The following is a 23,617-nucleotide window of genomic DNA, read 5'->3' as shown; positions in this document are numbered from 1 at the left end:
TCCTCAGTCGATCAGGCCCGATGCGGCGAGCCCGGCGCGCAGCGCGGCGACCTCGTCGTCGTCGAGAGCCACCAGCGGGCTGCGCACGTGCCGGTTGTCGAGCACCCCGAGCAGCTGCAGCGCCGCCTTGGCGGTGGTGGCCCCATAGTTCGGTACCCCCATCACCGCACGGATCGCCGGCAGCAGCCGGGTGTAGACGGCGAGCGCCCCGGCGGTGTCGCCGGCGAAGAACGCGTCGGCCATCGCCTTGAGCTCGTTGCCGGCGGCGTGGCCGACCACGGAGACGAAACCGGCCGCGCCGTGCGCGAGCCAGCCGAGGTTGGCGATGTCGTCGCCGGAGTAGACCGCGTAGCCGAGCTGGGTCAGCTGGACCCCGCGGGCGAAGTCGCCGACGGCGTCCTTGACCGCGACGACGTTGTCCAGGCGGATCGCCGCCTCGTAGGTCTCCATCGCGATGGTGGTGGCGGTGCGACCCGGGACGTCGTAGAGCATCACCGGGAGGTCCGCGGACCGCGCGACCTGGGTGAAGTGGTGCAGCACGCCCTTCTGGGACGGCTTGTTGTAGTACGGCGTGACCAGCAGCAGCCCGTCGGCGCCGATCTTCTCGGCCTGCTCGGCCAGTTCGACGGAGTGCACCGTGGTGTTGGTGCCCACCCCCGCGAGGATCGTGGCGCGGTCGCCGACCGCGTCCTTGACCGCGCGCAGGATGTCACCGTCCTCGGCGACCGTGGTCGTCGGCGACTCGCCGGTGGTGCCGGAGACCACCAGCCCGTCATGGCCGTTGTCGACGAGGTACGACGCGATCCGGGCGGTGGCGTGCAGGTCGACCGAGCCGTCCTCGTGGAAGGCGGTGGCCATCGCGGTCAACACACGGCCGAACGGCGCCTCGGGGGCATGAGTGCTCATGGGCACCACATTATCTGGCTGCGCCGACCTCACAGGTGAGGCATGACCTGCTCGGCCACCAGCGCGAGGTGGTCGAGGTCGGAGAGGTCCAGCACCTGCAGGTAGACGCGCTGCGCGCCGAGCTCGCGGTAGCGGCCGATCTTGTCGACGACCTCCGCGGGCGTGCCGGCCAGGCCGTTCTCACGCAGCTCGGCCTTGTCCCGCCCGATCACCGCCGCGCGCCGGTCGATCTCGGGCTCGTCGGCGCCGCAGCACAGCACCAGCGCGTTGGACCAGACCAGGTCGCCGGGGTCGCGTCCGGCCGACTCGCAGGCCGCCCGGACCCGCCCGAACTGGGTGGCGGTGGTCTCCTCGGAGGCGAACGGCAGGTTGAACTCGTCGGCGTAGCGGGCAGCCAGCGCCGGGGTCCGCCGCTTGCCCAGGCCGCCGATCAGGATCGGCGGATGCGGCTGCTGGACCGGCTTGGGCAGCGCCGGGCTGTCGGCGAGGCGGTAGTGCTCGCCGTCGTGGCTGAATGTCTCACCGACCGGCGTGGACCACAGCCCGGTGACGATCGCGAGCTGCTCCTCGAAGCGGTCGAAGCGCTCGACGGTGCCCGGGAACGGGATGCCGTAGGCGCCGTGCTCCTCGGTGAACCAGCCGGCGCCCAGGCCGAGCTCGACCCGGCCCCCGCTCATCTGGTCGACCTGCGCCACCTGGATGGCCAGCGGCCCCGGGTAGCGGAACGTCGCCGAGGTCATCAGCGTTCCGAGCCGGATGGTGGAGGTCTCGCGGGCGATGCCGGCCAGCGTGGTCCACGCGTCGGTCGGCCCGGGCAGGCCGTCGCCGCCCATCGTCAGGTAGTGGTCGGAGCGGAAGAACGCTCCGAAGCCGAGTCGCTCGGCCTCCTGGGCGACGCGAAGGAGGTCGTCGTAGGTGGCGCCCTGCTGGGGTTCGGTGAAGATGCGCAGCTCCATGGTCACCACCCTGCCATCCGCTCGGTTGCCGCGCCTCGGCGGCCGACCGGGCGCACCTCAGGCGGCGCGGCGCTCCAGCCACACCACCGAGTAGCCCTCGCGCTCCTCGCGGCGGGTCTCGGTCCACTCGTCCTCGTCGTACGCCGGGTAGTGCGTGTCGCCCGGCGGCGAGAGCGGGACCCGGGTCAGCACCTGCTCGTCGGCCAGCGGCATCGTCAGCGCATAGATCTGGGCGCCGCCGGCGACCATCACGTCGCCCTCATACGACGCGGCGAGCGCGAGCGCCTCGTCGACCGAGTGGGCCACCACCACCCCGTCGTGGGACCAGGCGGGGTCGCGGGTGACCACGATCGTGGTGCGTCCCGGCAGCGGGCGGCCGATGGAGTCGAAGGTGGCGCGACCCATCAGCAGCACGTGGCCCATGGTGACGGCCTTGAAGTGCGCCATCTCCCCGGGGATCCGCCACGGGATGTCGCCGGCGTCGCCGATCACGCCGTTGCGCGCGATGGCGACGACGTGCACGACGCGCTGGCCCGAGGGGGTCGTCATACCGCGATCGGCGCCTTGATCAGCGGGTGCGGGTCGTAGCCCTCGACGGTGATGTGCTCGAGCTCGAACGCGTCGAGTGCGCTCACCGACTCGTCGAGGCGCAGCGTGGGCAGCGGGCGCGGCTCCCGGGTCAGCTGGAGCCGGGCCTGGTCGAGATGGTTGAGGTAGAGGTGCGCGTCGCCCAGGGTGTGCACGAAGTCGCCGACCTCCAGCCCGGTGACCTGCGCGACCATGTGGGTGAGCAGCGCGTAGGAGGCGATGTTGAACGGCACGCCGAGGAACACGTCGCCGCTGCGCTGGTAGAGCTGGCAGCTCAGCTTGCCGGGCCCGTCGGCCGAGGGCGCGACGTAGAACTGGAACAGCGCGTGGCACGGCGCCAGCGCCATCTTGTCGATGTCGGCGACGTTCCAGGCGCTGACGAGGTGGCGCCGCGAGTCGGGGTCGCGGCGGATCTGCTCGACGACCTGCGCGAGCTGGTCGATGTGCCGCCCGTCCGGGGCCGGCCAGGAGCGCCACTGCCGGCCGTAGACCGGCCCGAGGTCGCCGTCCTCGTCGGCCCACTCGTCCCAGATGCTGACGCCGCGCTCCTGCAGCCAGCGCACGTTGGTGTCGCCGCGCAGGAACCACAGCAGCTCGGCGAAGATGCTGCGGGTGTGCACCTTCTTGGTGGTCACCAACGGGAAGCCGGCCGACAGGTCGAAGCGCATCTGGTGTCCGAAGACGCTCAGCGTGCCGGTGCCGGTGCGGTCGCTCTTCTCCACGCCGTCGTCGAGGATCCGCTGGAGGAGGTCGAGGTAGGGCTGCACGGGGGCGAGCCTAGCCCCGCCGGGACGGCGTTCTCAGGAGGCGTGCAGCGACATCGGGCCGTAGACCTCGCGGTCGAGGTCGAAGAGCGTCACCGCGTCGACACCCTCGGCGGCGAGGTCGGCCCAGATCTCCCCGACCCACGACTCCGCGTCGCCCTGGCTCTCGAAGCGGGCGCCGTCCAGCTCCTCGGAAACAGCCACCTCCTCGCCCGCGGCGTTCTCCATCCGCCACCACCACGGTCGGTCCGTGGGCGCGGGCTGACGGAAGGTGGGCGCGGACTCGTCCGAAGGGTTCACCATGGGCCGAGCATAGGACGGGTCGCGCATAAGGTTCTCCGGTGACCGTCCGCCTCCTGGGCACGGGCGCAGCCGACGGCTGGCCCAACCCCTTCTGCACCTGCGCGTCCTGCACTGCCGAGCGGGCGGCCGGGCGCACCCGAGCGCAGACCGCAGCCCTCGTCGACGACGTGCTGCTGCTGGACTGTGGCCCGGAGACGCCGGCGGCGGCCACCCGGCACGGGGTCGCGCTGGACCGGGTGCGCTACGTGCTCTTCACCCACCAGCACACCGACCACTGCTCCCCCGCGTTCCTGCTGCACCGCTCCTGGGTCAGCTCCGGACCGCTGACCGTGCTCGGCCCCCCGGACGTGATCGAGGCCTGCCGCCCGTGGCTGGCCGACGACACCGAGGTGCGGTTCGTGGCGGTGGCCCCGGGCGACACCCTCGACCTGGACGGGTACGGCGTGCGCGTGCTGGCCTCCTCCCACGTGACCGGGCTGAGCCGCGACGGCGCCCCGGACGCGGTGCTCTACGAGGTCCGCACCCCCGAGGGGCGCAGCGTGCTGCACGCCGCCGACACCGGGCCGCTGCCCGAGGAGACCGTCGAGGCGCTGCGCGGCGCCGCGCTGGACACGGTGCTGATGGAGCAGACCTTCGGGGACCGCAGCGACCTGTCCGGCACCGGTCACCTCGACCTCACCACGTTCCCCGAGCAGCTGCGTCGGCTGCGGGAGGTGGGTGCCCTCGGCGCCGCCACCGAGGTGGTCGCGGTGCACCTGTCCCACTACAACCCGCCGACCGCCGAGCTGGCCCGGCGCCTGGCCGACTGGGGCGTGCGGGTGGTCGACGACGGCACCCTGCTCGACCCGGTGACCCGCGCCGTACCGCGACACGACGGGCCGCTGCGGACCCTGGTCACCGGCGGGGCCCGCTCGGGGAAGTCCCAGGAGGCCGAGCGGCTGCTGGCCGGGGCCGCAGGGGTCACCTACGTCGCGACCTCCTACCCCGCGCTGTCCGACGACGCGGAGTGGGCCGAGCGGATCCGGGAGCACCGCGTGCGCCGGCCCCCGCACTGGGAGACCGTCGAGACCCTCGACCTGGCCGGGCTGCTGCGCTCCCCCGGCTCGCCGCTGCTGGTGGACTGCCTGACGCTGTGGCTGACCCGGGTGATGGACGCCCACGACGCCTGGTCGGACGCGACGTGGCCGCGTGCCGAGCAGGCGGTGCGCGCGGAGATCGACGCGCTCGTCGAGGCCTGGCGGGGTACGGCGCGGCGCGTCGTCGCGGTCACCAACGAGGTCGGCCAGGGCGTCGTACCCGACAGCGCGTCCGGGCGGCGCTTCCGCGACCTGATGGGCCTGCTCAACGCCCGGGTGGCCGACGCCACCGAGGACGTGCGCTGGTGCGTCGCGGGGCGGGTCGTGCACCTGTGAGGGGCGGGCTGGGAGGCGATGCGCTGCGGCTGATGCTCGGCACGCTGACCGCGCTGCCGGTGCCCGCGCCCCGGCGGGTGGACCGGGCGACCGCGGGACTCGCGATGACGCTTGCGCCCGCCGGCGGCCTGGTGCTGGCGATGGTGGCCGGCCTCCCGTTGCTGGCCGCCGAGCACTGGTCGCGGGCCTCGGCCGTGCTGCTGGCGGCGCTCGCCATCGCCGCGCTCGCCGCGCTGACCCGGGCGATGCACGTCGACGGGCTGGCCGACACCGCCGACGGCCTCGGCAGCGGGCGTCGCGGCGAGGCGGCGCTGGCGATCATGAAGCAGTCCGACATCGGCCCCTTCGGCGTCGCGACGCTCATGCTCACGCTGCTGGTCCAGGTGGCCGCCCTCAGCGAGCTGGTAGCGGCGGGCGCCGGCGCCGCCTCGCTGGCGGTGGCACTAGTGGCCAGCCGCGCGGTGCTGCCGCTGCTGTGCACCCACCGCTTCCCGGCCGCCCGGCCCGACGGCCTCGGCGCCACCGTGGCCGGCACGGTGTCGGCCCGGCTGGCGCTCGTCGCCGCCGCGCTCACGCTGGTCCTGGCCGGCGGCGCTGGCTGGGCGCTGCTCGGCGGCTGGGCGCTGCCCGCGGGCTACCCGGTGGGCGAGGTCGCGGCGGGACTGGCGCTCGCCGTACCCGTCGGGATCGCGGCCGGCGCGCTGCTCGCCGTACACGCTGGGCGGCGGTTCGGCGGACTGACCGGTGACGTCTACGGCGCCGCCGTCGAGACCTCCTTCACCGCCGTCCTGGTGGTCGCCGCGCTCGTTGCTTGAGGGCGCGGCGGCGCGCGGGTGGGTGCGGGGGTGTCGGGGGCGTGCGGGGGCGTCGGTTTCCCCGGCCGACCGGCGATCGCTGCACTTGTCGGGCGAAGCTTCGCCCGACAACATCAGGTTTCCCCGGTCGACCGGGGGTTCCGACGCCAGCGGGCGCCCCGGCCGTGACCGATGAGGCCGCTGTGGCCGATGAGGTAATGCGCACAGTCAACTACTGATGTTGTCGGGCGAAGTTTCGCCGGACAACATCAGGCTTCCCCGGCCGACCGGGGAATCAGCCACCCCGCCACCCAGCCACCCCCGCCCGACCAGCCACCCTCAGCGCACGTGCGACTCCACGAACGGCGGGTCCACCAGCTGGAAGATCTCGCGGCGCCCGCGGATGTCGACGCCCACCTGCGCGTCGGGGGCGACCATGGTCGGGACCAGGGCCAGGCCGATGCCGGTGCGCAGAGTCGGCGAGAAGGTCCCCGAGGTGATCTCGCACAGCGGCACGTCCTTGACCAGGCTCACCGACATGCCCGGGCGCGGGATGCCCCGGCCGATGGCGAGCAGGCCGCGCAGCAGCCGCTCGGGGCCGCGCTCCCGCTCGGCGAGCAGCGCCTCGCGGCCCCAGAACTCCGGCTTCTTCCAGCCCACCGCGAAGCCGATCCGGGCCTGGACCGGGGTGACGTCGAGGCTGATGTCCTGCCCGTGCAGCGGGTAGCCCATCTCGGTGCGCAGCGTGTCGCGCGCGCCCAGCCCGCACGGCACCGCGCCGAAGGCCCGCCCGGCCTCGAGCAGGGCGTCCCACAGCTCGAGGGCGACGTCGTTGCCGGCGATCAGCTCGTAGCCGCGCTCGCCGGTGTAGCCGGTGCGGCACACGACCACCCCGGTGCCGGCGAAGTCGGCGACGGTGAAGGACATGTAGGCGTGCCCGACCGGCAGCCCGACGGCCGCGAGCAGGTCGTCGGCGTGCGGGCCCTGGACGGCGAGCACGGCGTAGTCGCGGTGGTGGTCGGTGATGCTCACCCCCTCGGGTGCCTGCGCGGCGAGGCGGCGCACGACCTCGGGGGTGTTGGCGGCGTTGGGGACCAGCAGCACCTTCTCCTCGGAGTGCAGGTAGACGATCAGATCGTCGACGATGCCGCCGGTCTCGGCGTCGCAGCACAGCGTGTACTGCGCCTGCCCCGGCGCGATCCGGCCCAGGTCGTTGCTCAGGGTGCGGTTCACGTACGCCGCGGCGCCGGGCCCGCTGACGATCGCCTTGCCCAGGTGGCTGACGTCGAAGACGCCGACCGCGTCGCGCACCGCGGCGTGCTCCTTGAGGGTGCCGGTCGCGTACTCCAGCGGCATCTCCCAGCCGCCGAACTCCGCCAGCTTGGCGCCGAGCGCGACGTGGCGCTCATGCAGCGGGGAGGTCAGCAGCGCCGGCGGGGTGGGGTGCTCAGACATGGCCGCAACCTACCCCAGCGGCGCTTCTCGTTATCCTGCGTCCGTGACGTCCTACAGCCTGCGCAGTGCCAGCCCCGCCAAGACCCGAGCCGACGCAGTGGTCGCGGGGGTGGTGCAGACCCCCAAGGGGCCGCGCCTGGTCCCCGCCGCGCAGGACGTCGCCGACGCCTACGGCCGCAAGCTCAGCCCGCTGCTGTCCACCCTCGGGGTGAGCGGCAAGGCCGGCGAGGCGGTCAAGGTCGTCACCGCCGGCACCATCGCCTCACCGCTGCTGGTGCTGGTCGGCCTCGGCAGCGAGGACGCCCTCGACGCCGTCGCGGTACGGCGTGCGGCCGGCGCCGCGGCCCGCGCCGTCCCCAACGCCGCCTCGGTCGCGCTCGCGCTGCCCGCCGACACCCCGGAGCTGGTCCGCGCGGTTACCGAGGGCCACCTGCTCGGCGGCTACTCGTTCACGGCGTACAAGCAGGACACCGCGGCCGACCCCACCGACGCCGGCACCGTCACCGTGCTCAGCCCGATCGCGCGCCGCGACGAGGCCGGCGAGGCGTTCGAGGCCGCGCGCACCGTCGCCGCCGCCATCGCCGGGGTCCGCGACTGGGTCAACACCCCGCCCGGTGACCTGACCCCGCCCAAGTTCGCCGACGCGGTCACCGCGGCGCACGCGAAGCTCACCAAGGGCCGCGGCGCCCCGAAGGTCGGCCTGACGGTGCTGGACGAGCAGCGCCTCGCCGAGCTCGGCTGCGGCGGCATCCTCGGCGTCGGCGGCGGCTCGGACGCTCCGCCGCGACTGGTCGAGCTCACCTGGGCGCCCGAGGACGCCGTCGCCCACGTGGCGCTGGTCGGCAAGGGCATCACCTTCGACTCCGGCGGCCTGACCATCAAGCCCGGCTCGAGCATGGCGACGATGAAGAGCGACATGGCCGGAGCCGCGTCGGTGATCCAGGCGACGTTCGCGATCGCCGCCCTCGGCCTGCCGGTGCGGGTCTCGGCGTTCGCGCCGATGGCCGAGAACATGGTCTCCGGCGACTCGATGCGCCCCGGCGACGTGCTCACCATGTACGGCGGGCGCACCGTCGAGGTCACCAACACCGACGCCGAGGGCCGCCTGGTGCTGGCCGACGCGCTGGTGCGCGCAGGCGAGACCGAGCCCGACGTGATCATCGACATCGCCACCCTCACCGGGCACATGGTGCTGGCGCTGGGCGACAAGGTCGCCGGTGTCCTGGGCGACGACCAGGTGGTGCCGGCCGTGATCGAGGCCGGCGCGCGGGCCGGCGAGGCCCTGTGGCCGATGCCCATCCCCGAGGAGATGAGCGAGCGGATCCGCAGCAGCAAGGTCGCCGACCTCGCCCAGCACGACTGGGTCCGCTGGGGCGGCGGCCTGTTCGCCGGCGCGTTCCTGCGCGAGTTCACCGGCGGCCTGCCGTGGGCCCACATCGACATCGCGGGGCCGTCGTGGAACGGCGCCGGGCCCTGGGGCCACGTCACCTCCGGCGGCACCGGGTTCGGCACCGCCACGCTGGTCGACTACGTCCGCGGCCTCGCCGAGCGGGCCACCGCGGTGGACGGGGCGGTGGACGTCGCGGCCGACGGCGACGACCCGGACGACTCCGACGCGCCCCAGGCCTGAGTCAGCTGCTCTTCATCCGACGGTTGTAGTCACGCATCCGCTGCGGGATGCCGACCACGGCCGCGTCGTAGGAGGGCACCTGGTGCAGGTTCGCGAACTCGTGCGCCCACTTGACCGAGGGCACCCGGCGACGCGTCCACTCCCCGTCGTGGGCCACCAGCAGCAGGGTCACGTCGCTGACCGCGGTGCGGGGCTCGACGAACCCCTCGACCCCCCGGTGCTGGCGGACGAACTCCAGCAGGTGCGCCTGATCGGCGTTGTCGGAGGCGCGCACCTGGGTGGAGCCGGTGCGGGTCGCGTCGGCGGCCGGTCGGCGCATGCGGGGGCGTGAGCCACGAAGTCGATCGAACAAACCCATGCCCCCAGTCTGCCCTGTCCCGCCGGAGACCCGGTGTGGACAGGCTGGGCGGAAGTGCGAGGATGGACCGCACTTCGACCCGGCACGAGCTCTCGTGCCCGAGATCTGGGGGAGGAAAGGACCACGGTGGCCGACGCCGACTTCGACGTACTCATCCTGGGAGCGGGTTCCGGCGGCTACGCCTGCGCCCTGCGCGCGGCCCAGCTCGGCCTCACCGTGGGACTCGTCGAGAAGAGCAAGGTCGGCGGCACCTGCCTGCACATCGGCTGCATCCCCACCAAGGCCCTCCTGCACGCCGCCGAGGTCGCCGACTCCGCCCGCCACGCCGACCGGTTCGGGGTCCGCGCCAGCCTGGACGGCATCGACATGGCCGGCGTGAACTCCTACAAGGACGGCGTCGTCGGGCGCCTGCACAAGGGCCTGACCGGTCTGGTCCGCACCCGCGGCATCACCGTGATCGAGGGCGAGGGTCGTCTCACCGGGCCCCGTGAGGTCACCGTGGACGCGAAGGCCTGGACCGGGCGCCACGTGGTGCTCGCGTCCGGCTCGGCTGCCAAGAGCCTGCCCGGCCTGGACGTCGACGGCGAGCGCGTCCTCACCTCCGAGCACGCCCTGTCCCTGGACCGCGTGCCCGGCTCCGTCATCGTGCTCGGCGGCGGCGTGATCGGCTGCGAGTTCGCCAGCCTGTGGCGCAGCTTCGGCGCCGAGGTGACCATCGTCGAGGCCCTCCCCCGGCTGGTCGCCGCCGAGGACGAGGCGTCCTCCGCGGCCCTGGAGCGCGCCTTCCGCAAGCGCGGCATCGCGCTGCGCACCGGCACCCCCTTGCAGAGCAGCAAGCCCGTCGACGGCGGCGTCGCGGTGACCCTCGAGGGCGGCGAGGTCCTCGAGGCCGAGCTGCTGCTCGTCGCGGTCGGCCGGGGCCCGGCCACCGACGGGCTCGGGTACGACGAGCAGGGCGTCGCCCGCGAGCGCGGCTTCGTGGTCGTCGACGAGCGCTGCCGGACCAGCGTGGACGGCGTCTACGCGGTCGGCGACATCGTCGCGGGCCTGCAGCTGGCGCACCGTGGGTTCGCCCAGGGCATCCTGGTGGCCGAGGACATCGCCGGCCTGGCGCCGGCCCCCCTAGACGAGGCGGGCATCCCGCGGGTGACCTACTCCAGCCCGGAGATCGCCTCGGTCGGCCTCAGCGAGGCCGCCGCGCGCGCGGCGTACGGCGCGGACGCGGTCGAGACGGTGACCTACGACCTCGGCGGGAACGGCAAGAGCCAGATCCTCAAGACCCAGGGGTTCGTCAAGCTGGTCCGCGAGAAGGACGGCCCCGTGGTGGGCCTCCACCTCGTCGGCGACCGGGTCGGCGAGCTCATCGGGGAGGCCCAGCTGATCTACGGTTGGGAAGCCCACGCCGAGGACGTCGCCACCCTGCTCCACGCGCACCCCACCCAGAACGAGGCTCTCGGCGAGGCCCACCTGGCTCTCGCCGGCAAGCCTCTGCACGCCCACTCCTGACCCAGACACGTCCTCACCGAGGACCCGACCAGACACACGACGCGAGCGAAGGAACCTTCCATGGCCACCGAAGTCAACCTGCCGGCACTCGGCGAATCCGTCACCGAGGGAACCGTCACCCGCTGGCTCAAGCAGGTCGGAGACACGGTGGCGGTCGACGAGCCGTTGCTCGAGGTCTCCACCGACAAGGTCGACACCGAGATCCCCTCCCCCGTGGCCGGCACCCTGCTGGAGATCCGCGTCAACGAGGACGACACCGTCGAGGTCGGCGAGATCCTCGCCGTCATCGGTGACGCCGGCGAAGGCGGCGGCGACAGCGGCGGCGAGCAGGCCCAGCCCGAGCAGGAGCAGGCCCCCGCCGAGCCCGAGCCCGAGCCCGAGCCGGAGCCGGAGCAGGCCGAGGAGCCGTCGGCCCCCGAGCCGCCCGCCGAGCAGCCCGAGCAGTCCCAGCCCGCCGCCTCCGGTGGCGACCAGGGCGGCTCCGGCACCTCGGTGACGCTGCCTGCGCTGGGCGAGTCGGTCACCGAGGGCACCGTCACCCGCTGGCTCAAGAAGGTGGGCGACGAGGTCGCCGTCGACGAGCCGCTGCTCGAGGTCTCCACCGACAAGGTCGACACCGAGATCCCCTCCCCCATCGCCGGCACCCTGCTGGAGATCAAGGTGGAGGAGGACGAGACCGTCGAGGTCGGTGCCGAGCTCGCGGTGATCGGCTCCGGTCAGCCCGCCCCCGCCCAGGAGTCGGCCCCCGCGCCCGCCCCAGCCGAGGAGAAGCAGCCCGAGCCCGAGCCCGAGCCGGAGCCCGCCCCGGAGCCGGCCCAGGAGAAGCAGCCCGAGCCGCAGGCGCGCGCCGCGGAGCCCGCTCCCGAGCAGCCCGCCAAGGCCGAGCCCGCCCCGCAGCAGGCTCAGCAGCCCGCGACGCAGACCGAGCAGCCCGCCGCCGCGGGTGACGGTCACGGCTACGTCACCCCGCTGGTGCGCAAGATGGCCTCCCAGCACGGCGTCGACCTCGCGTCGGTGACCGGCACCGGCGTGGGTGGCCGGATCCGCAAGCAGGACGTGCTGGACGCGGCGAAGGCTCAGGAGGCTCCCGCCCCGGCGGCTGCCGCCGAGGCGCCGGCCACCGAGGGCGCCCCCGCCGCGGCTGCGCCGTCCCCGCTGCGCGGCAAGACCGAGAAGCTCAGCCGTCTGCGCAAGGTCATCGCCAAGCGGATGGTGGAGTCGCTGCAGGTCTCGGCGCAGCTGACCACCGTGGTCGAGGTCGACGTCACCGCGATCTCGCGGCTGCGCGACTCGGTCAAGGCCGACTTCGCGGCCCGCGAGGGCGTGAAGCTGTCCTTCATGCCGTTCTTCGCCAAGGCGGCCATCGACGCGCTCAAGCAGCACCCCTCGCTCAACGCCGCCATCGACACCGAGGCCGGCGAGGTGACCTACTACGACCGCGAGAACCTCGCGATCGCCGTGGACACCGACCGGGGCCTGCTGACCCCCGTGGTCAAGGACGCCGGGGACCTGTCGATCGCCGGGCTCGCCCGCAAGATCGCCGACGTCGCCGAGCGGACCCGCACCAACAAGATCACCCCCGACGAGCTGTCGGGCGGCACGTTCACGCTGACCAACACCGGCAGCCGCGGCGCGCTGTTCGACACCCCGATCATCAACCAGCCGCAGGTCGCGATCCTCGGCACGGGCACGGTCGTCAAGCGGCCGATCGTGATCGACGACGCGAACCTCGGCGAGACGATCGCGGTGCGCCAGATGTGCTACCTGGCGCTCACCTACGACCACCGCCTGGTCGACGGCGCGGACGCCGCCCGGTTCCTCTCCGAGGTCAAGCAGCGCCTCGAGGCCGGTCAGTTCGAGGTCTGAGCACCCGCACCACCACGCACCACCCACCACCCGGTGGTCCTCCGTCCGCGGAGGGCCACCGGGTGGTGTGTGTCACGCTGGCGTCATGCACGTCGTCGTCGCCGGCTCCTCCGGGTTCCTGGGCTCCCACCTGGTCACCGAGCTGCGCGAGCGCGGCCACCGCGTCACCCGGCTGGTACGCCGCGCGACGGGGACGCCGGACGAGTCGGTGTGGGACCCCTACGCCGACCAGGTCGACACCGAGCTGGTCGCCGGCGCCGAGGTCGTGGTCAACCTGGCCGGGTCCCCGACCGCCGGCAACCCGCACTCGCGGCGGTGGGCCGAGCAGCTGCGCACCAGCCGGGTGAGCACCACCGCGCTGCTGGCCCGGACCATCGCCGACGCCCGGGCAGGCGCGCGAGGACCGGCGTTCCTGGCCGGCAACGGCATCTCCTACTACGGCGACCACGGGCTCGCCGAGCTGACCGAAAACGACGAGAGCCGCGGCGACGCGCTGCTGACGAGCGTGAGCCGCGACTGGCAGGCCGCCGCGGAGCCCGCCCGCGAGGCCGGGGCCCGAGTCTGCGTGCTGCGCACCGCCCCGGTCCTGGATCGCGCGAGCCCCCCGCTGCGCCCGATGCTGCCGCTGTTCCGGCTCGGGCTGGGCGCCCGTCTGGGCGACGGCAGGCAGCACTTCCCGGTGATCTCGCTGCGCGACTGGGTGGGCGCGGTGGCGTTCCTGGCCGAGGACGCGGGAGCCGCCGGCGCCTTCAACCTGTGCTGCCCCCACACCCCCACCAACGCCGAGTTCACCGACGCGCTGGCCTCGGCGGTGTCCCGGCGCGCTTTGCTCGCCGTTCCCGCGCCGATGCTTCGCCGTGCCGCCGGCGCGATGGCCCCCGAGGTCCTCGGCTCGGTCAACGCCCACCCGGCCGCGCTGCTGCGGGCGGGCTTCGCGTTCCGCGACCACGACGTGCGCGACGTGCTCTCAGCCGCCCTCGGCTGAGCGTCCGGCGGCCCGCACCTCCCCCACCAGCCACCGCTCGTCCTCGCGGACCAGCAGCACCGTCCGCGTGCGGGCCCGGCCCCGCGGCAGCGCCTGGTCCGTGCCGGGCCCCACCGCCCGACCGGAGGCGAGCCGCTCGGTGACCGAGAGGCGCCAGCGGCCCGCGCTCGCGTCCTGCAGCCGGGCCCGCAGGATCTGGGTGCGCAGGTCGCGCACCACCAGCCCGCGTGCGACGTAGCGGCCCAGCATCGCCGCGTCCCGGGCGCCGGCCCCCGAGCCGGTCACGTACAGCGCGCGCAGCGCCACCACGTCACCACGCGCGTACGCCGCGGCCCGGGCGGCGTCCCACTCCCGCAGGACCGCGAGCGCCTGCTGCAGCTCCGAGCCGGCCGGGCCCTGCGCGCTCGTCGCCAGCGTCGGGGCGCGCCGCGTCTCCAGGCGCCACAGCACCCCCGTCAGCGTCGCCGCGAGCACGCAGAGCGCCACCACGAGCAGGAGGCTGCGGCGCGCGGTCACCGCTCCAGCATGGCGGGTGGGCGACGCCGGCGTCGGCGCTCCTCCACAGGGCCGCCGACCGGGCACCGGCGCCGACCGCGCCGGCTGCGGCGTAGGCTCGCTGCGTGGTTGACTTCACGATCGCCGGCCTCGGCCCGGACGCCCTCGACTACCGCGCCGCCTGGGAGCTCCAGCGCGAGGTGCACGCAGCCGTCGCCGACGGTCGCCGGCCCGACACCGTGTTGCTGCTCGAGCATCCGCCGGTCTTCACCTGCGGCAAGCGCACCCAGCCCCACGAGCGTCCCGCCGATCCCGGCACGGCCGACGTCATCGACGTCGACCGCGGCGGCAAGATCACCTTCCACGGGCCCGGTCAGCTGGTCGGCTACCCCATCGTGCGGCTGCCCGAGCACGTGCTGGTCGTCGACTACGTACGCCGCGTCGAGGAGGCCCTGATCGCGGTCTGCGCCGACCTGGGCGTCACCACGGCCCGGGTCCCGGGCCGCAGCGGGGTCTGGCTGCGCGCCGACGAGCCCGGCGCGGGCCTGCGTCCGGAGCGCAAGATCGCCGCGATCGGGATCCGGGTCAGCCGGGGCGTGGCGATGCACGGCTTCTCGCTCAACTGCGACGTCGACCTCGGCTGGTACGACCGCTTCGTGCCGTGCGGCATCGCCGACGCCGGGGTCACCTCCCTCTCGACCGAGCTGGGCCGGCGCGTCAGCGTCGAGGAGGTCCTGCCCAGCGTGGAGCGGCACTTCGCCGACCTGCTGGCCTGGGCGCCGTACACGCCCACCCCGGACTACGAGCCCCGCCCCGACCCGGCTCGCACCCCGCGCATCGAGATCCTCACCCCGGGCGGCTGACCCGCGCGTTCTCCGTACGGCCGGAGCCCGGACCTGTCACGATCTCGTTCGGGACCGGGCGACGGGCGCGGTGGATCGGCGAGAACACGGGGGTGTGCCGATGGTCGGCAGTGCGGCGAGCAAGGTGCCGGTGGGCGATCTGGTGATCGAGACCCACCGACTGCGCAAGGAGTTCCACGGACGTCGCGGGCGTCGGGTGGCGGTGGCCGACCTCGACCTCGCGGTGCCGGCGGGCGGCGTGCACGGCTTCCTCGGCCCCAACGGCTCGGGCAAGACCACCACGATCCGGATGCTGCTGGGGCTGGCCTCGGCCACCTCGGGCAGCATGGCGCTGTTCGGGACCCCGGTCCCCCGGCGGCTGCCGGCGGTGATCGACCGGGTCGGGGCCGTGGTGGAGTCGCCGAAGTTCTCCCCCGGCCTCACCGGACGCCAGAACCTCGCCCTGCTCGCCGGCTCGATCGGCGTGCCGCGCACCCGCGTCGACGCCTCGCTGGAGACGGTCGGGCTGACCGCCCGGGACCGGGACCGCTACCGCGGCTACTCGCTGGGCATGAAGCAGCGCCTGGCGATCGCGGCGACGCTGCTCAAGCAGCCGGATCTGCTGATCCTCGACGAGCCCACCAACGGGCTCGACCCGGCGGGCATCCGCGAGATCCGCGAGACGATCCGCGGGCTCGGCAACGCCGGCGTCACCGTGCTGCTGAGCTCCCACATCCTGGCCGAGGTGCAGCAGGTGTGCACCTCGGCGACCATCATCGGACGCGGCCGGCTGCTGGCCTCGGGCACGGTCGACGAGCTGATGGGCGCCGGCGTCGGCCGGCTCCGGGTCCGGGTCGCGGACCCGCAGGCGTCCACCCGGCTGCTGCGTGCGGCCGGCTTCGCGGTCAAGCCCGACCCCGACCCGCGCTCCGCCGCGGACGAGCCCGGCGCCACGCTGCGCGTGGACACCGACCGACCGCCCCACGAGGTCACCCGGGTGCTCGCCGACGGCGGCGTCTGGCTCTCGGAGCTGACCCCGGTACGCGCCGACCTGGAGAGCGTCTTCCTCGACCTCACCGCCGGGGACAGCCTCGGCGCCCCGACCGGCGAGGGGGCGCTGCGATGATCCGGCTGATCCGCGTCGAGCTCACCCGGTTGCGGTGGCGACGCGCCGTCCTCATGCTGCTCGCCGCCGCGGTCGTCGTTCCCGTGTGCATCGGGGTGGGGCTGGCTTACCAGACCCGTCCGTTCACCGAAGCCGATCACGACCGCGCCGAGCAGGAGGCGGCCACCTTCGCCGCGGAGCCCTGGGTCGAGGACGAGGTACGCCGCTGCGTGCAGCGCCGCACCGCAAAGGCCGCGGACGCAGGAGACCCGGCCGCGGTGGACCCAGCCGCGGTGGAGACGGCCTGCCGCGAGCGCAGTGTGCCCAGCGCGGAGGACTTCCTCTACCGGCCCACGCTCTCGCTGATCCAGCAGAGGTACGAGACCGGCACCGCGGTGGTGCTGGTGCTGGCGGTGCTGGCCATGCTGATCGGCACGACGTTCGCCGGTGCCGACTGGAACAACGGCTCGATGAGCAACCAGCTGCTCTTCGAGGTCCGCCGTACCCGGGTCTGGGCGGCGAAGGCCGCGGTGGTGGTGCTGGCCACCCTGGCCACCTGCACCGTGGTCCTGGGCGCCTACTGGACCGCGCTGTGGGCGCTCGCACGCTCGCGTGACCAGGAGATCCACGACGACATCGTCCGGATCCTGACCGGGTTCAGCGGTCGCGGTGTCGTGCTGGCCGTCGCGGCTGCCCTGGGCGCCTACGCCCTCACCATGCTCTTCCGCAGCACGGTGGCCACGCTGGGGGTGCTGTTCGCCGCGGTCGTGGTGGGCGCGTTCCTGGTCGGCGCGCTGCCGTTGCCGGACCCCCAGCGCTGGATGCTGCACAGCAACGTTCTCGCGGTGCTCTACGACGGCGTCGAGTACTGGGACGACAGCCTGTGCGACGGGGCGCGGGGGGCCGAGGACTGCGGCGAGCAGGTCCTCACCACCACCGAGGCGACCCGCTACCTCGGCACCCTGCTGGGCGCCTCCGCCCTCCTCTCGCTGCTGGCATTTCGGCGCCGTGACGTGCCCTGACGGCAGCGGCGGACCGCTTCCGGGACGGGCGTACAGTGGGGCAACGTGACCCAAGCTCCCGCCCCTGAAGGCCGCAAGCTCCTCCGTCTGGAGGTGCGCAACGCGGAGACCCCGATCGAGCGCAAGCCCGAGTGGATCAAGACGCGCGCCAAGATGGGCCCGGAGTACAAACACCTGCAGAGCCTGGTGAAGTCCGAGGGGCTGCACACGGTCTGCCAGGAAGCCGCCTGCCCCAACATCTATGAGTGCTGGGAGGACCGGGAGGCGACGTTCCTCATCGGTGGCGACCAGTGCACGCGGCGCTGCGACTTCTGCCAGATCGACACCGGCAAGCCGCAGCCGCTGGACCGCGACGAGCCGCGCCGGGTCGCGGAGTCCGTGCAGACGATGGGGCTGCGCTACGCCACCATCACCGGCGTCGCCCGCGACGACCTGCCCGACGGTGGCGCCTGGCTGTACGCCGAGACGGTCCGCGCCATCCACGAGTTGAACCCGGGCACCGGCGTGGAGAACCTGATCCCCGACTTCAACGGCAAGCCCGACCTGCTGCGCGAGGTCTTCGAGTCCCGCCCCGAGGTCCTGGCCCACAACGTCGAGACGGTGCCGCGGATCTTCAAGCGGATCCGGCCGGCGTTCCGCTACGAGCGCTCCCTCGACGTGATCACCCAGGCCCGCGACTTCGGCCTGGTCACCAAGTCGAACCTGATCCTGGGCATGGGCGAGACCCGCGAGGAGATCTCCCAGGCGCTGCGTGACCTGCACGGCGCGGGCTGCGAGCTGGTCACGATCACCCAGTACCTGCGCCCCTCGGTGCGCCACCACCCCGTGGAGCGCTGGGTCAAGCCCGAGGAGTTCGTCGAGCTCAAGGACGAGGCCGACGCGATCGGCTTCTCCGGAGTGCTGTCCGGGCCCCTGGTTCGTTCGTCGTACCGGGCCGGGCGGCTGTACCGTCAGGCCATGGACGCGCGATCGGGCTCGGTCGCGACGTCCCTCTGACAGCGCCCCCGGGCGCTGTCACCTCCCTCTCGACCACCCGCACGAAGCAAAGGCACTCGCATGTCGACCCCCGTCGCTCCGGCCAACATGAACCGGCGCCAGCAGTTCGCCCAGACCTACCGGATGGCGAAGAAGTCCGATCCGCGCCTCGGCCTGTGGATCCTGGGCTCCTTCCTCCTCGGTGCCGTGGTCGGCTTCGTGCTGTTCCGGATCCTTCCCGGCAGCGGCATCCTCGAGTGGGTCATGAGCATCGTCGGCGCCCTGATGCTCGGCATCCTGGCGGCGCTGATCGTCTTCGGCCGGCGCGCCCAGCACGCGGCGTACACCCAGATGGAGGGTCAGCTCGGGGCGGCCGCCGCGGCGCTGCAGATGCTCAAGCGCGGCTGGAAGACCGACCCGGTGGTCGCGTTCACCAAGCAGCAGGACGTGGTGCACCGCGTGGTCGGCCCGCCCGGCATCGTGCTCGTCGGTGAGGGCAACCCCAACCGGGTGCGCTCGCTGATGATCAACGAGCGCCGCAAGCACGAGCGGGTCGTCGCCGACACCCCCATCCACGAGGTGATGGTGGGCAACGCCGAGGGCCAGGTGCCGCTGCCCAAGCTGGTCCGCCACATCACCAAGCTCAAGCGTGCGGTCAAGCCCGCCGAGCTCACCGACGTGCTGAACCGGCTCAAGGCCCTCGACGCCAACCGCTCCAACATCCCGCTGCCCAAGGGTCCGATGCCGAACAACATGAAGGGCATGCGCCAGAACATGCGCGGTCGCTGAGCCTGCGCGGTCGCTAGCGAGAACGCGAGAGGGCGCCGGGCCATGGCCCGGCGCCCTCTGCTGTGCGGTGCTGTGCGGTGCTGTGCGGTGCTGTGCGGTGCTCAGGGTGCGGTCGTGCTGCCCGGCATCTCGACGATCTCGCTCTCGTCGGGGGCCTCGATGCTCACCGGCTCGCCCCAGCCGTCCATCTCGGTGACGAACGAGCCGGTCTCCTTGCCCAGGTCCATCTCGGTGCGGCTGGTCCGGTTCTCCTCGTCGAGCCACACGTCGTAGGTGAGCTTCTCGGGCAGGTCGCCCTTGGCGTCGCCGGTGCCGCCACCCATCTGGCCGGCCAGGTCCTTGATGGCGTCGGTGTCCAGCGTCATCTCGTAGTGGCGCAGGCTCTCGCCGTCGACGTCCTCCTCGCCCACGAAGACGACCTTGTCGATGTGCTCGCCGAAGCCCTCGAAGGTCTTGCGGGGGTCGAACTGCTCGGTGAACAGCTCGCCCATCGGGTTGTTGGGGTCGTCGCTGTCGAGGGCGAGGAACTTGCCGTTGGTCATCCCGGGCACGGAGGCGTAGATCGTGCCGTCCACCAAGCGCACGTCCATGGCCTCCTCCCCCATTGTCGAGCTCTCCATCTTGATCGCCACCGACGGCGGCTCGGTCTGGTAGTCGACGTCGCCCTCGGCGGTCACCTCCATGGACCCGCCCTCCATCGTCACCTCGACGTGGCCGGTGGTCAGGTCCTCGAGGCCGGCGGCGATGTCGTCGACGAAGGTCTGAGGGTCGACCTCCTCACCGGCGGCCACATCGGCGGCGGGCGCAGTGCCAGCCCCCTCGGAGTCACTCGAGTCGGACTCGCTGGAGGAGGCGGAGCTCTTCTCCGCGGTGTCGGCCTCGTCGGAGCCACACGCGGTGAGCCCGACCAGCAGCACGGGGGTCGCGGCGGCGAGGGCCGCCCGGCGTACGAGTGTGGTGCGTCGCATGGAGTGCCTTTCTTCGCAGGTGCCGAGCCTGCGCCCGGCCGGGGCTCCTCCAGCGTACGACCCTGCCTACAGCCCGGTCGGACGCTCGCCGCGCACGGCGGACAGCGGCACGGTCACCGTGCCCGCCACGATGTCGTGCAGACCGCGACCGTCGGGGCGGAAGACCAGCGGCGGGATCACCAGCGCGATCATCACCTGGCGCACCAGGATCAGCAGCGGCGAGAGGGGGCGAGCGCCGGCGTCCACGCGCACGACGCGCAGGCGGGTGACGAGCTTGCCGAAGGAGCCGCCCGCCAGCAAGGTCAGGACGGTCGACTCGACCACGTAGAGCAGGAGCGTCAGGATGCCCGGGACCGGGTCGCCGGGCTCGCCGAAGTAGGCGTCGGCACCGAGGATGAACAGGGCCACGGCCATGCAGGCGAACCAGTCGATCACCAGGGCCAGCATCCGGTGGAACCAGGACGCGGTCTCCAGGGCGGGGTCAGTCACGGGAGTCAGGCTATCGAGTCGCTGTGAGCGGGTAGACCGGCACCACCTGTTACCTGGGTGAAACAATGTGGATATGGTCCAGAAACTGCCCCTGAGTAGTTTTCGAGGCAACGTTCGGTGCACCGCCGCACCGGAATCTCCCATCGCACTGCATGCCGGCCGCGAGGCGATCCAGATCGTGGCCAAGGAGGACGAATGTTCGCAAACAGCGACGAGCTGCTGAAGTACATCAAGGACGAGCGCGTCGAGATGGTCGACGTCCGGTTCTGCGACCTGCCGGGCGTGATGCAGCACTTCACGGTCCCCGTCTCGTCGTTCGACGAGTCGGTCTTCGAGGACGGCCTCGGGTTCGACGGCTCCTCGATCCGTGGCTTCCAGGCCATCCACGAATCGGACATGCAGCTCTTCCCCGACCCCAGCACCGCCTACATCGACCCGTTCCGGGTCGCCAAGACGCTGGTGGTCAACTTCTTCATCCACGACCCGATCACCGGCGAGGCCTACTCCCGCGACCCGCGCAACATCGCCCGCAAGGCGATGGCCTACATGGCCAGCACGGGCATCGGCGACACCGCGTACTTCGCCCCCGAGGCCGAGTTCTACGTCTTCGACAACGTGCGGTTCGAGACCAAGGCCAACGCCGGGTACTACCACATCGACTCCGAGGCCGGCGCCTGGAACAGCGGCTCCGAGGACAACAACCGCGGCTACAAGGTCAAGTACAAGGGCGGCTACTTCCCCGTCGCGCCGTACGACCACTTCGGTGAGCTGCGCGACGAGATGGTCATCGAGATGGAGCGTGCTGGCCTGCACGTCGAGCGCGCCCACCACGAGGTCGGTACCGCCGGCCAGGCGGAGATCAACTACAAGTTCGACGAGCTGCTCAAGGCCGCCGACGACGTGATGAAGTTCAAGTACATCGTCAAGAACGTCGCCTGGCGCAACGGCAAGACCGCGACCTTCATGCCGAAGCCGATCTTCGGCGACAACGGCTCGGGCATGCACGTGCACCAGTCGATCTGGAACAACGGCGAGCCGCTGTTCTACGACGAGACCGGGTACGCCGGGCTGTCCGACATGGCGCGCTACTACATCGGCGGCATCCTCAAGCACGCGCCGTCGCTGCTGGCCTTCACCAACCCGACGGTGAACTCCTACCACCGCCTGGTCCCCGGCTTCGAGGCCCCGATCAGCCTGGTCTACAGCCAGCGCAACCGCTCGGCCTGCGTGCGGATCCCGATCACGGGCTCCAACCCCAAGGCCAAGCGCATCGAGTTCCGCTGCCCCGACCCGTCGGCGAACCCCTACCTGGCGTTCTCCGGCCTGCTGCTCGCCGGCATCGACGGCATCAAGAACAAGATCGAGCCGCCGGCACCGGTAGACAAGGACATCTACGAGCTTCCGCCGGACGAGATGGCCGAGATCAACCAGGTCCCGACCCGTCTCGACGACGTGCTCACCAACCTGGAGAACGACCACGAGTTCCTGACGGCCGGCAACGTCTTCACGCCGGACCTGATCGAGACGTGGATCGACTACAAGCGGACCCAGGAGATCCTGCCCGTGCAGCTGCGCCCGCACCCGCACGAGTTCGAGCTGTACTACGATATCTGACGGACGTCGTAACCCCGAAAGGGCCTCTGAACTGCATGTTTGCAGGCTCAGAGGCCCTTTCGCTTGCCCTCTGGCGGCCCAAATACCGCAGGAGATCCGCGGGAGCGGTCTTCGGCGGCTCGTGACGACTGCCGTGCCCACTGATCAGGTGAGTGGATCGCACCAGTCCTCGTAGGAGAGTTCCAGGTCGGATCACACCCACTACGGCGAAGCCATCAACACCTGGGCCGAGCGCCACTCAAGCGTCTGGTCGTCCCGCGTGCGCGCGCAAACCGGGCCCCGGCTTGGGTCTGTGACGCTTGGACAGTATCTCTTTGAGCCATACAATCCAAGCATGAAGTCGACGGACGCCCTTCGCGTGGTCGCCGAGGTCACCGCCCACCAGTGGGGCATGATCACCTCAGCCCAAGCCCGCAGGCACGGCGTCTCCCGTCTGGATCTGTCGAGACTCGCCGCGGACGACTTCCTGGAGCGCCTGGCCCACGGCGTCTACAAGATCGCCGGGGCCCCGGGAGACCATGTCGACGACATGCGCGCCGCTTGGCTGAGCACCGATCCCTCACGTCTCGGCTTCGAGCGTGGCAAGGACCTCGCAGGCGGGGTCGTCTTCGCTGGCGCTTCCGCGGCCCGCCTGCACGGGATCGGGGACCTGTGGGATCGGCAGCACGACTTCATCGCACCCACCCGTCGGCAGAGCCAGCGCGCCGAGCTCCGCTACCGCCAGCGCGCTCTCGACTCGCGCGACATCACCGTGGTCGAGGGACTCCCGGTTTTGACGCTGGAGGCGACCATCGCAGACCTCTTCAACGCCGAGGCCGACCTGAGCCATATCGCCGACGCCCTCCGCGACGCCGCGGGCCAGCGCGGTCTCGACCTGGCCCGCCTCGAATCACTGCTGGCGCCCCACGCCAGCCGCCATGGACTGCGCAAGGACGATGGCGCCGGACTCCTCCAGCGCCTCCTTGAGATCGCCGGTCTCGACGTGGACTCACTGGCTCGATTCCTGGCCCGATCACCGACGTACGCCTCGCTCGCATATGTCACCAAAATCGTCGGGAATCTGGGGGCAGCCCCCCGATACGATGAAGCCATGACCGAGATCGCCACGCCCACCCGGCGGCCGCTCAGCGGCCCCACGGGCCGTCGCGTCGCCGCACACCGCGGCGAGGCACGCGAGGTGTTGCGCCGACACGGCGTCACCGACCCCGAGATCTTCGGAAGCGTCGCACGGGGTGACGATCGCGAAGACAGCGATCTGGACCTGCTCGTCGACTTTGCCCCTGGGACCGACATCATCGACATCATCGGCATCCAGCGCGAGCTGCAAGAGGTGCTCGGTGTGCCCGTCGATCTGGTGCCCCGCACCGGCCTCAAGGAGCGCGTACGCGAGCGGGCGGCCAAGGACCTGTTGCCGCTGTGAGCCGCTCAGACTCCGACCTGCTCGACGACATCGCCGAGGCCATCACCTCGATCCACTCGCACCTTCACTATGGCCCCATCTCCGTCGAGATCGTCATGGACGCCGTCGCGATGCGACTCCTGGAGATCGGCGAAGCGGTCAAAGGCATCAGCCATGAACTGACTGCTACGGAGCCGGAGATCCCGTGGAGCAACATCGCGGGTATGCGCGACTTCCTCGCCCATCACTACTTCGCCACGAATCCCGAGATCATCCAGGTCACCATCGACAAGCGCCTCCCGCCTCTCGCTGAGGCGGTCGACCGGCTGAGGGCCCGCCTGACATCCGAGGGCTGAGAGCCCTACATCGCCAGCCCGCGGCGCTCACCGTTCGACA

Annotated in this window: 24 protein-coding genes; 14 read left to right on the top strand and 10 right to left on the bottom strand. The window is 72.2% G+C overall.

Annotation, left to right across the window (positions count from 1 at the left end; translation table 11 throughout):
- Positions 1 to 3: 3 nt before the first annotated feature.
- From dapA to AC6EH9_RS13640, 5 genes are read right to left on the bottom strand one after another with little or no spacing between them, the layout of a single operon-like run.
- Positions 4 to 906: a 4-hydroxy-tetrahydrodipicolinate synthase gene (gene dapA, locus AC6EH9_RS13660; RefSeq protein WP_498423905.1), complete on the bottom strand. Its 903-nt coding sequence runs from the start codon at positions 904 to 906 to the stop codon at positions 4 to 6.
- Positions 907 to 935: 29 nt separating this feature from the next.
- A complete protein-coding gene (locus tag AC6EH9_RS13655) occupies positions 936 to 1,862 on the bottom strand; it encodes an LLM class F420-dependent oxidoreductase (RefSeq protein WP_498423904.1) in 927 nt (308 codons plus the stop codon).
- A gap of 57 nt (positions 1,863 to 1,919) precedes the next feature.
- A complete protein-coding gene (locus tag AC6EH9_RS13650) occupies positions 1,920 to 2,411 on the bottom strand; it encodes a dihydrofolate reductase (protein WP_498423903.1) in 492 nt (163 codons plus the stop codon).
- Entirely contained in the window at positions 2,408 to 3,217 is an 810-nt protein-coding gene (locus tag AC6EH9_RS13645; RefSeq protein ID WP_498423902.1) for a thymidylate synthase, read from the bottom strand. Before AC6EH9_RS13645 ends, AC6EH9_RS13650 begins: the two co-directional genes overlap by 4 nt.
- 33 nt (positions 3,218 to 3,250) lie before the next feature.
- On the bottom strand, positions 3,251 to 3,517 hold the full coding sequence (locus AC6EH9_RS13640; protein WP_498423900.1) for a hypothetical protein: 267 nt from the start codon (positions 3,515 to 3,517) through the stop codon (positions 3,251 to 3,253).
- A gap of 38 nt (positions 3,518 to 3,555) precedes the next feature.
- Here AC6EH9_RS13640 and AC6EH9_RS13635 point away from each other — a divergent pair, with 38 nt between their 5' ends.
- Both AC6EH9_RS13635 and AC6EH9_RS13630 read left to right on the top strand, forming a co-directional pair.
- Positions 3,556 to 4,929 (top strand): bifunctional adenosylcobinamide kinase/adenosylcobinamide-phosphate guanylyltransferase, encoded by a 1,374-nt coding sequence (locus AC6EH9_RS13635; RefSeq protein WP_498423898.1) that lies wholly within the window; start codon positions 3,556 to 3,558, stop codon positions 4,927 to 4,929.
- Between the two features lie 32 nt (positions 4,930 to 4,961).
- Positions 4,962 to 5,744 (top strand): adenosylcobinamide-GDP ribazoletransferase, encoded by a 783-nt coding sequence (locus AC6EH9_RS13630; RefSeq protein WP_498423896.1) that lies wholly within the window; start codon positions 4,962 to 4,964, stop codon positions 5,742 to 5,744.
- Positions 5,745 to 6,062: 318 nt separating this feature from the next.
- On the opposite strand, the gene gcvT is transcribed toward AC6EH9_RS13630, so the two are convergent.
- Positions 6,063 to 7,178 (bottom strand): glycine cleavage system aminomethyltransferase GcvT, encoded by a 1,116-nt coding sequence (gene gcvT, locus AC6EH9_RS13625; protein WP_498423894.1) that lies wholly within the window; start codon positions 7,176 to 7,178, stop codon positions 6,063 to 6,065.
- Positions 7,179 to 7,221: 43 nt separating this feature from the next.
- Here gcvT and AC6EH9_RS13620 point away from each other — a divergent pair, with 43 nt between their 5' ends.
- On the top strand, positions 7,222 to 8,808 hold the full coding sequence (locus AC6EH9_RS13620; protein WP_498423893.1) for a leucyl aminopeptidase: 1,587 nt from the start codon (positions 7,222 to 7,224) through the stop codon (positions 8,806 to 8,808).
- Position 8,809: 1 nt separating this feature from the next.
- Here AC6EH9_RS13620 and AC6EH9_RS13615 read toward each other — a convergent pair whose 3' ends face one another.
- Positions 8,810 to 9,127: a hypothetical protein gene (locus AC6EH9_RS13615; RefSeq protein ID WP_498423891.1), complete on the bottom strand. Its 318-nt coding sequence runs from the start codon at positions 9,125 to 9,127 to the stop codon at positions 8,810 to 8,812.
- A 165-nt stretch (positions 9,128 to 9,292) separates the two neighbouring features.
- On the opposite strand from AC6EH9_RS13615, the gene lpdA reads away from it, so the two are divergent.
- From lpdA to AC6EH9_RS13600, 3 genes are all read left to right on the top strand, one after another.
- Positions 9,293 to 10,672, top strand: a complete 1,380-nt coding sequence (gene lpdA / locus AC6EH9_RS13610) for a dihydrolipoyl dehydrogenase (protein WP_498423888.1) — start codon at positions 9,293 to 9,295, stop codon at positions 10,670 to 10,672.
- 60 nt (positions 10,673 to 10,732) lie between these two features.
- Positions 10,733 to 12,538 carry a 2-oxoglutarate dehydrogenase, E2 component, dihydrolipoamide succinyltransferase gene (gene sucB / locus AC6EH9_RS13605; protein WP_498423886.1) on the top strand — a complete coding sequence of 602 codons (1,806 nt, stop codon included), beginning with the start codon at positions 10,733 to 10,735 and terminating at the stop codon, positions 12,536 to 12,538.
- Between the two features lie 85 nt (positions 12,539 to 12,623).
- Positions 12,624 to 13,523, top strand: coding sequence for a TIGR01777 family oxidoreductase (locus AC6EH9_RS13600; protein ID WP_498423884.1), 900 nt, complete (start codon positions 12,624 to 12,626; stop codon positions 13,521 to 13,523).
- Here the strand turns inward: AC6EH9_RS13600 and AC6EH9_RS13595 are convergent.
- Positions 13,506 to 14,039 carry a hypothetical protein gene (locus AC6EH9_RS13595; RefSeq protein WP_498423881.1) on the bottom strand — a complete coding sequence of 178 codons (534 nt, stop codon included), beginning with the start codon at positions 14,037 to 14,039 and terminating at the stop codon, positions 13,506 to 13,508. The genes AC6EH9_RS13600 and AC6EH9_RS13595 overlap by 18 nt on opposite strands.
- Positions 14,040 to 14,143: 104 nt before the next feature.
- Here AC6EH9_RS13595 and lipB point away from each other — a divergent pair, with 104 nt between their 5' ends.
- The 5 genes from lipB to AC6EH9_RS13570 all read left to right on the top strand — a co-directional run bounded on the left by lipB (position 14,144) and on the right by AC6EH9_RS13570 (position 18,751).
- Positions 14,144 to 14,881 (top strand): lipoyl(octanoyl) transferase LipB, encoded by a 738-nt coding sequence (gene lipB / locus AC6EH9_RS13590; protein WP_498423879.1) that lies wholly within the window; start codon positions 14,144 to 14,146, stop codon positions 14,879 to 14,881.
- A gap of 100 nt (positions 14,882 to 14,981) precedes the next feature.
- Positions 14,982 to 15,986: an ABC transporter ATP-binding protein gene (locus AC6EH9_RS13585; RefSeq protein ID WP_498423877.1), complete on the top strand. Its 1,005-nt coding sequence runs from the start codon at positions 14,982 to 14,984 to the stop codon at positions 15,984 to 15,986.
- The gene (locus AC6EH9_RS13580; RefSeq protein ID WP_498423875.1) at positions 15,983 to 16,987 is read left to right on the top strand and encodes a hypothetical protein; all 1,005 of its coding nucleotides are present in this window, start codon (positions 15,983 to 15,985) and stop codon (positions 16,985 to 16,987) included. The genes AC6EH9_RS13585 and AC6EH9_RS13580 overlap by 4 nt, the downstream gene beginning before the upstream one ends.
- Positions 16,988 to 17,032: 45 nt before the next feature.
- Positions 17,033 to 17,983 carry a lipoyl synthase gene (gene lipA, locus AC6EH9_RS13575; RefSeq protein WP_498423873.1) on the top strand — a complete coding sequence of 317 codons (951 nt, stop codon included), beginning with the start codon at positions 17,033 to 17,035 and terminating at the stop codon, positions 17,981 to 17,983.
- A gap of 60 nt (positions 17,984 to 18,043) precedes the next feature.
- Entirely contained in the window at positions 18,044 to 18,751 is a 708-nt protein-coding gene (locus AC6EH9_RS13570) for a DUF4191 domain-containing protein (protein ID WP_498423871.1), read from the top strand.
- A gap of 101 nt (positions 18,752 to 18,852) precedes the next feature.
- Here AC6EH9_RS13570 and AC6EH9_RS13565 read toward each other — a convergent pair whose 3' ends face one another.
- Positions 18,853 to 19,719 carry an SCO4651 family lipoprotein gene (locus tag AC6EH9_RS13565; protein WP_498423869.1) on the bottom strand — a complete coding sequence of 289 codons (867 nt, stop codon included), beginning with the start codon at positions 19,717 to 19,719 and terminating at the stop codon, positions 18,853 to 18,855.
- Between the two features lie 66 nt (positions 19,720 to 19,785).
- Positions 19,786 to 20,208 (bottom strand): RDD family protein, encoded by a 423-nt coding sequence (locus AC6EH9_RS13560; RefSeq protein ID WP_498423867.1) that lies wholly within the window; start codon positions 20,206 to 20,208, stop codon positions 19,786 to 19,788.
- Positions 20,209 to 20,403: 195 nt separating this feature from the next.
- Here AC6EH9_RS13560 and glnA point away from each other — a divergent pair, with 195 nt between their 5' ends.
- The 3 genes from glnA to AC6EH9_RS13545 all read left to right on the top strand — a co-directional run bounded on the left by glnA (position 20,404) and on the right by AC6EH9_RS13545 (position 23,577).
- A complete protein-coding gene (glnA, locus tag AC6EH9_RS13555; RefSeq protein ID WP_498423865.1) occupies positions 20,404 to 21,822 on the top strand; it encodes a type I glutamate--ammonia ligase in 1,419 nt (472 codons plus the stop codon).
- Between the two features lie 334 nt (positions 21,823 to 22,156).
- Complete coding sequence (locus AC6EH9_RS13550) at positions 22,157 to 23,242, top strand: nucleotidyltransferase domain-containing protein (RefSeq protein ID WP_498423864.1); 1,086 nt, start codon at positions 22,157 to 22,159, stop codon at positions 23,240 to 23,242.
- On the top strand, positions 23,239 to 23,577 hold the full coding sequence (locus AC6EH9_RS13545) for a HepT-like ribonuclease domain-containing protein (protein WP_498423863.1): 339 nt from the start codon (positions 23,239 to 23,241) through the stop codon (positions 23,575 to 23,577). The genes AC6EH9_RS13550 and AC6EH9_RS13545 overlap by 4 nt, the downstream gene beginning before the upstream one ends.
- Positions 23,578 to 23,617: the final 40 nt, after the last annotated feature.

This window comes from Nocardioides sp. Z21_20 (assembly GCF_059766585.1).
The sequence above is the reverse complement of the archived record's forward strand: the minus strand, read 5'-3'. Positions and strand labels throughout refer to the sequence as shown.

Coding starts and splice junctions, on each gene's coding strand:
- dapA (WP_498423905.1), bottom strand. CDS start 906: ATGAGCACTCATGCCCCCGAGGCGCCGTTCGGCCGTGTGTTGACCGCG.
- AC6EH9_RS13655 (WP_498423904.1), bottom strand. CDS start 1,862: ATGGAGCTGCGCATCTTCACCGAACCCCAGCAGGGCGCCACCTACGAC.
- AC6EH9_RS13650 (WP_498423903.1), bottom strand. CDS start 2,411: ATGACGACCCCCTCGGGCCAGCGCGTCGTGCACGTCGTCGCCATCGCG.
- AC6EH9_RS13640 (WP_498423900.1), bottom strand. CDS start 3,517: ATGGTGAACCCTTCGGACGAGTCCGCGCCCACCTTCCGTCAGCCCGCG.
- AC6EH9_RS13630 (WP_498423896.1), top strand. CDS start 4,962: ATGCTCGGCACGCTGACCGCGCTGCCGGTGCCCGCGCCCCGGCGGGTG.
- gcvT (WP_498423894.1), bottom strand. CDS start 7,178: ATGTCTGAGCACCCCACCCCGCCGGCGCTGCTGACCTCCCCGCTGCAT.
- AC6EH9_RS13615 (WP_498423891.1), bottom strand. CDS start 9,127: ATGCGCCGACCGGCCGCCGACGCGACCCGCACCGGCTCCACCCAGGTG.
- sucB (WP_498423886.1), top strand. CDS start 10,733: ATGGCCACCGAAGTCAACCTGCCGGCACTCGGCGAATCCGTCACCGAG.
- AC6EH9_RS13600 (WP_498423884.1), top strand. CDS start 12,624: ATGCACGTCGTCGTCGCCGGCTCCTCCGGGTTCCTGGGCTCCCACCTG.
- AC6EH9_RS13585 (WP_498423877.1), top strand. CDS start 14,982: ATGGTCGGCAGTGCGGCGAGCAAGGTGCCGGTGGGCGATCTGGTGATC.
- AC6EH9_RS13580 (WP_498423875.1), top strand. CDS start 15,983: ATGATCCGGCTGATCCGCGTCGAGCTCACCCGGTTGCGGTGGCGACGC.
- AC6EH9_RS13570 (WP_498423871.1), top strand. CDS start 18,044: ATGTCGACCCCCGTCGCTCCGGCCAACATGAACCGGCGCCAGCAGTTC.
- AC6EH9_RS13565 (WP_498423869.1), bottom strand. CDS start 19,719: ATGCGACGCACCACACTCGTACGCCGGGCGGCCCTCGCCGCCGCGACC.
- glnA (WP_498423865.1), top strand. CDS start 20,404: ATGTTCGCAAACAGCGACGAGCTGCTGAAGTACATCAAGGACGAGCGC.
- AC6EH9_RS13550 (WP_498423864.1), top strand. CDS start 22,157: ATGAAGTCGACGGACGCCCTTCGCGTGGTCGCCGAGGTCACCGCCCAC.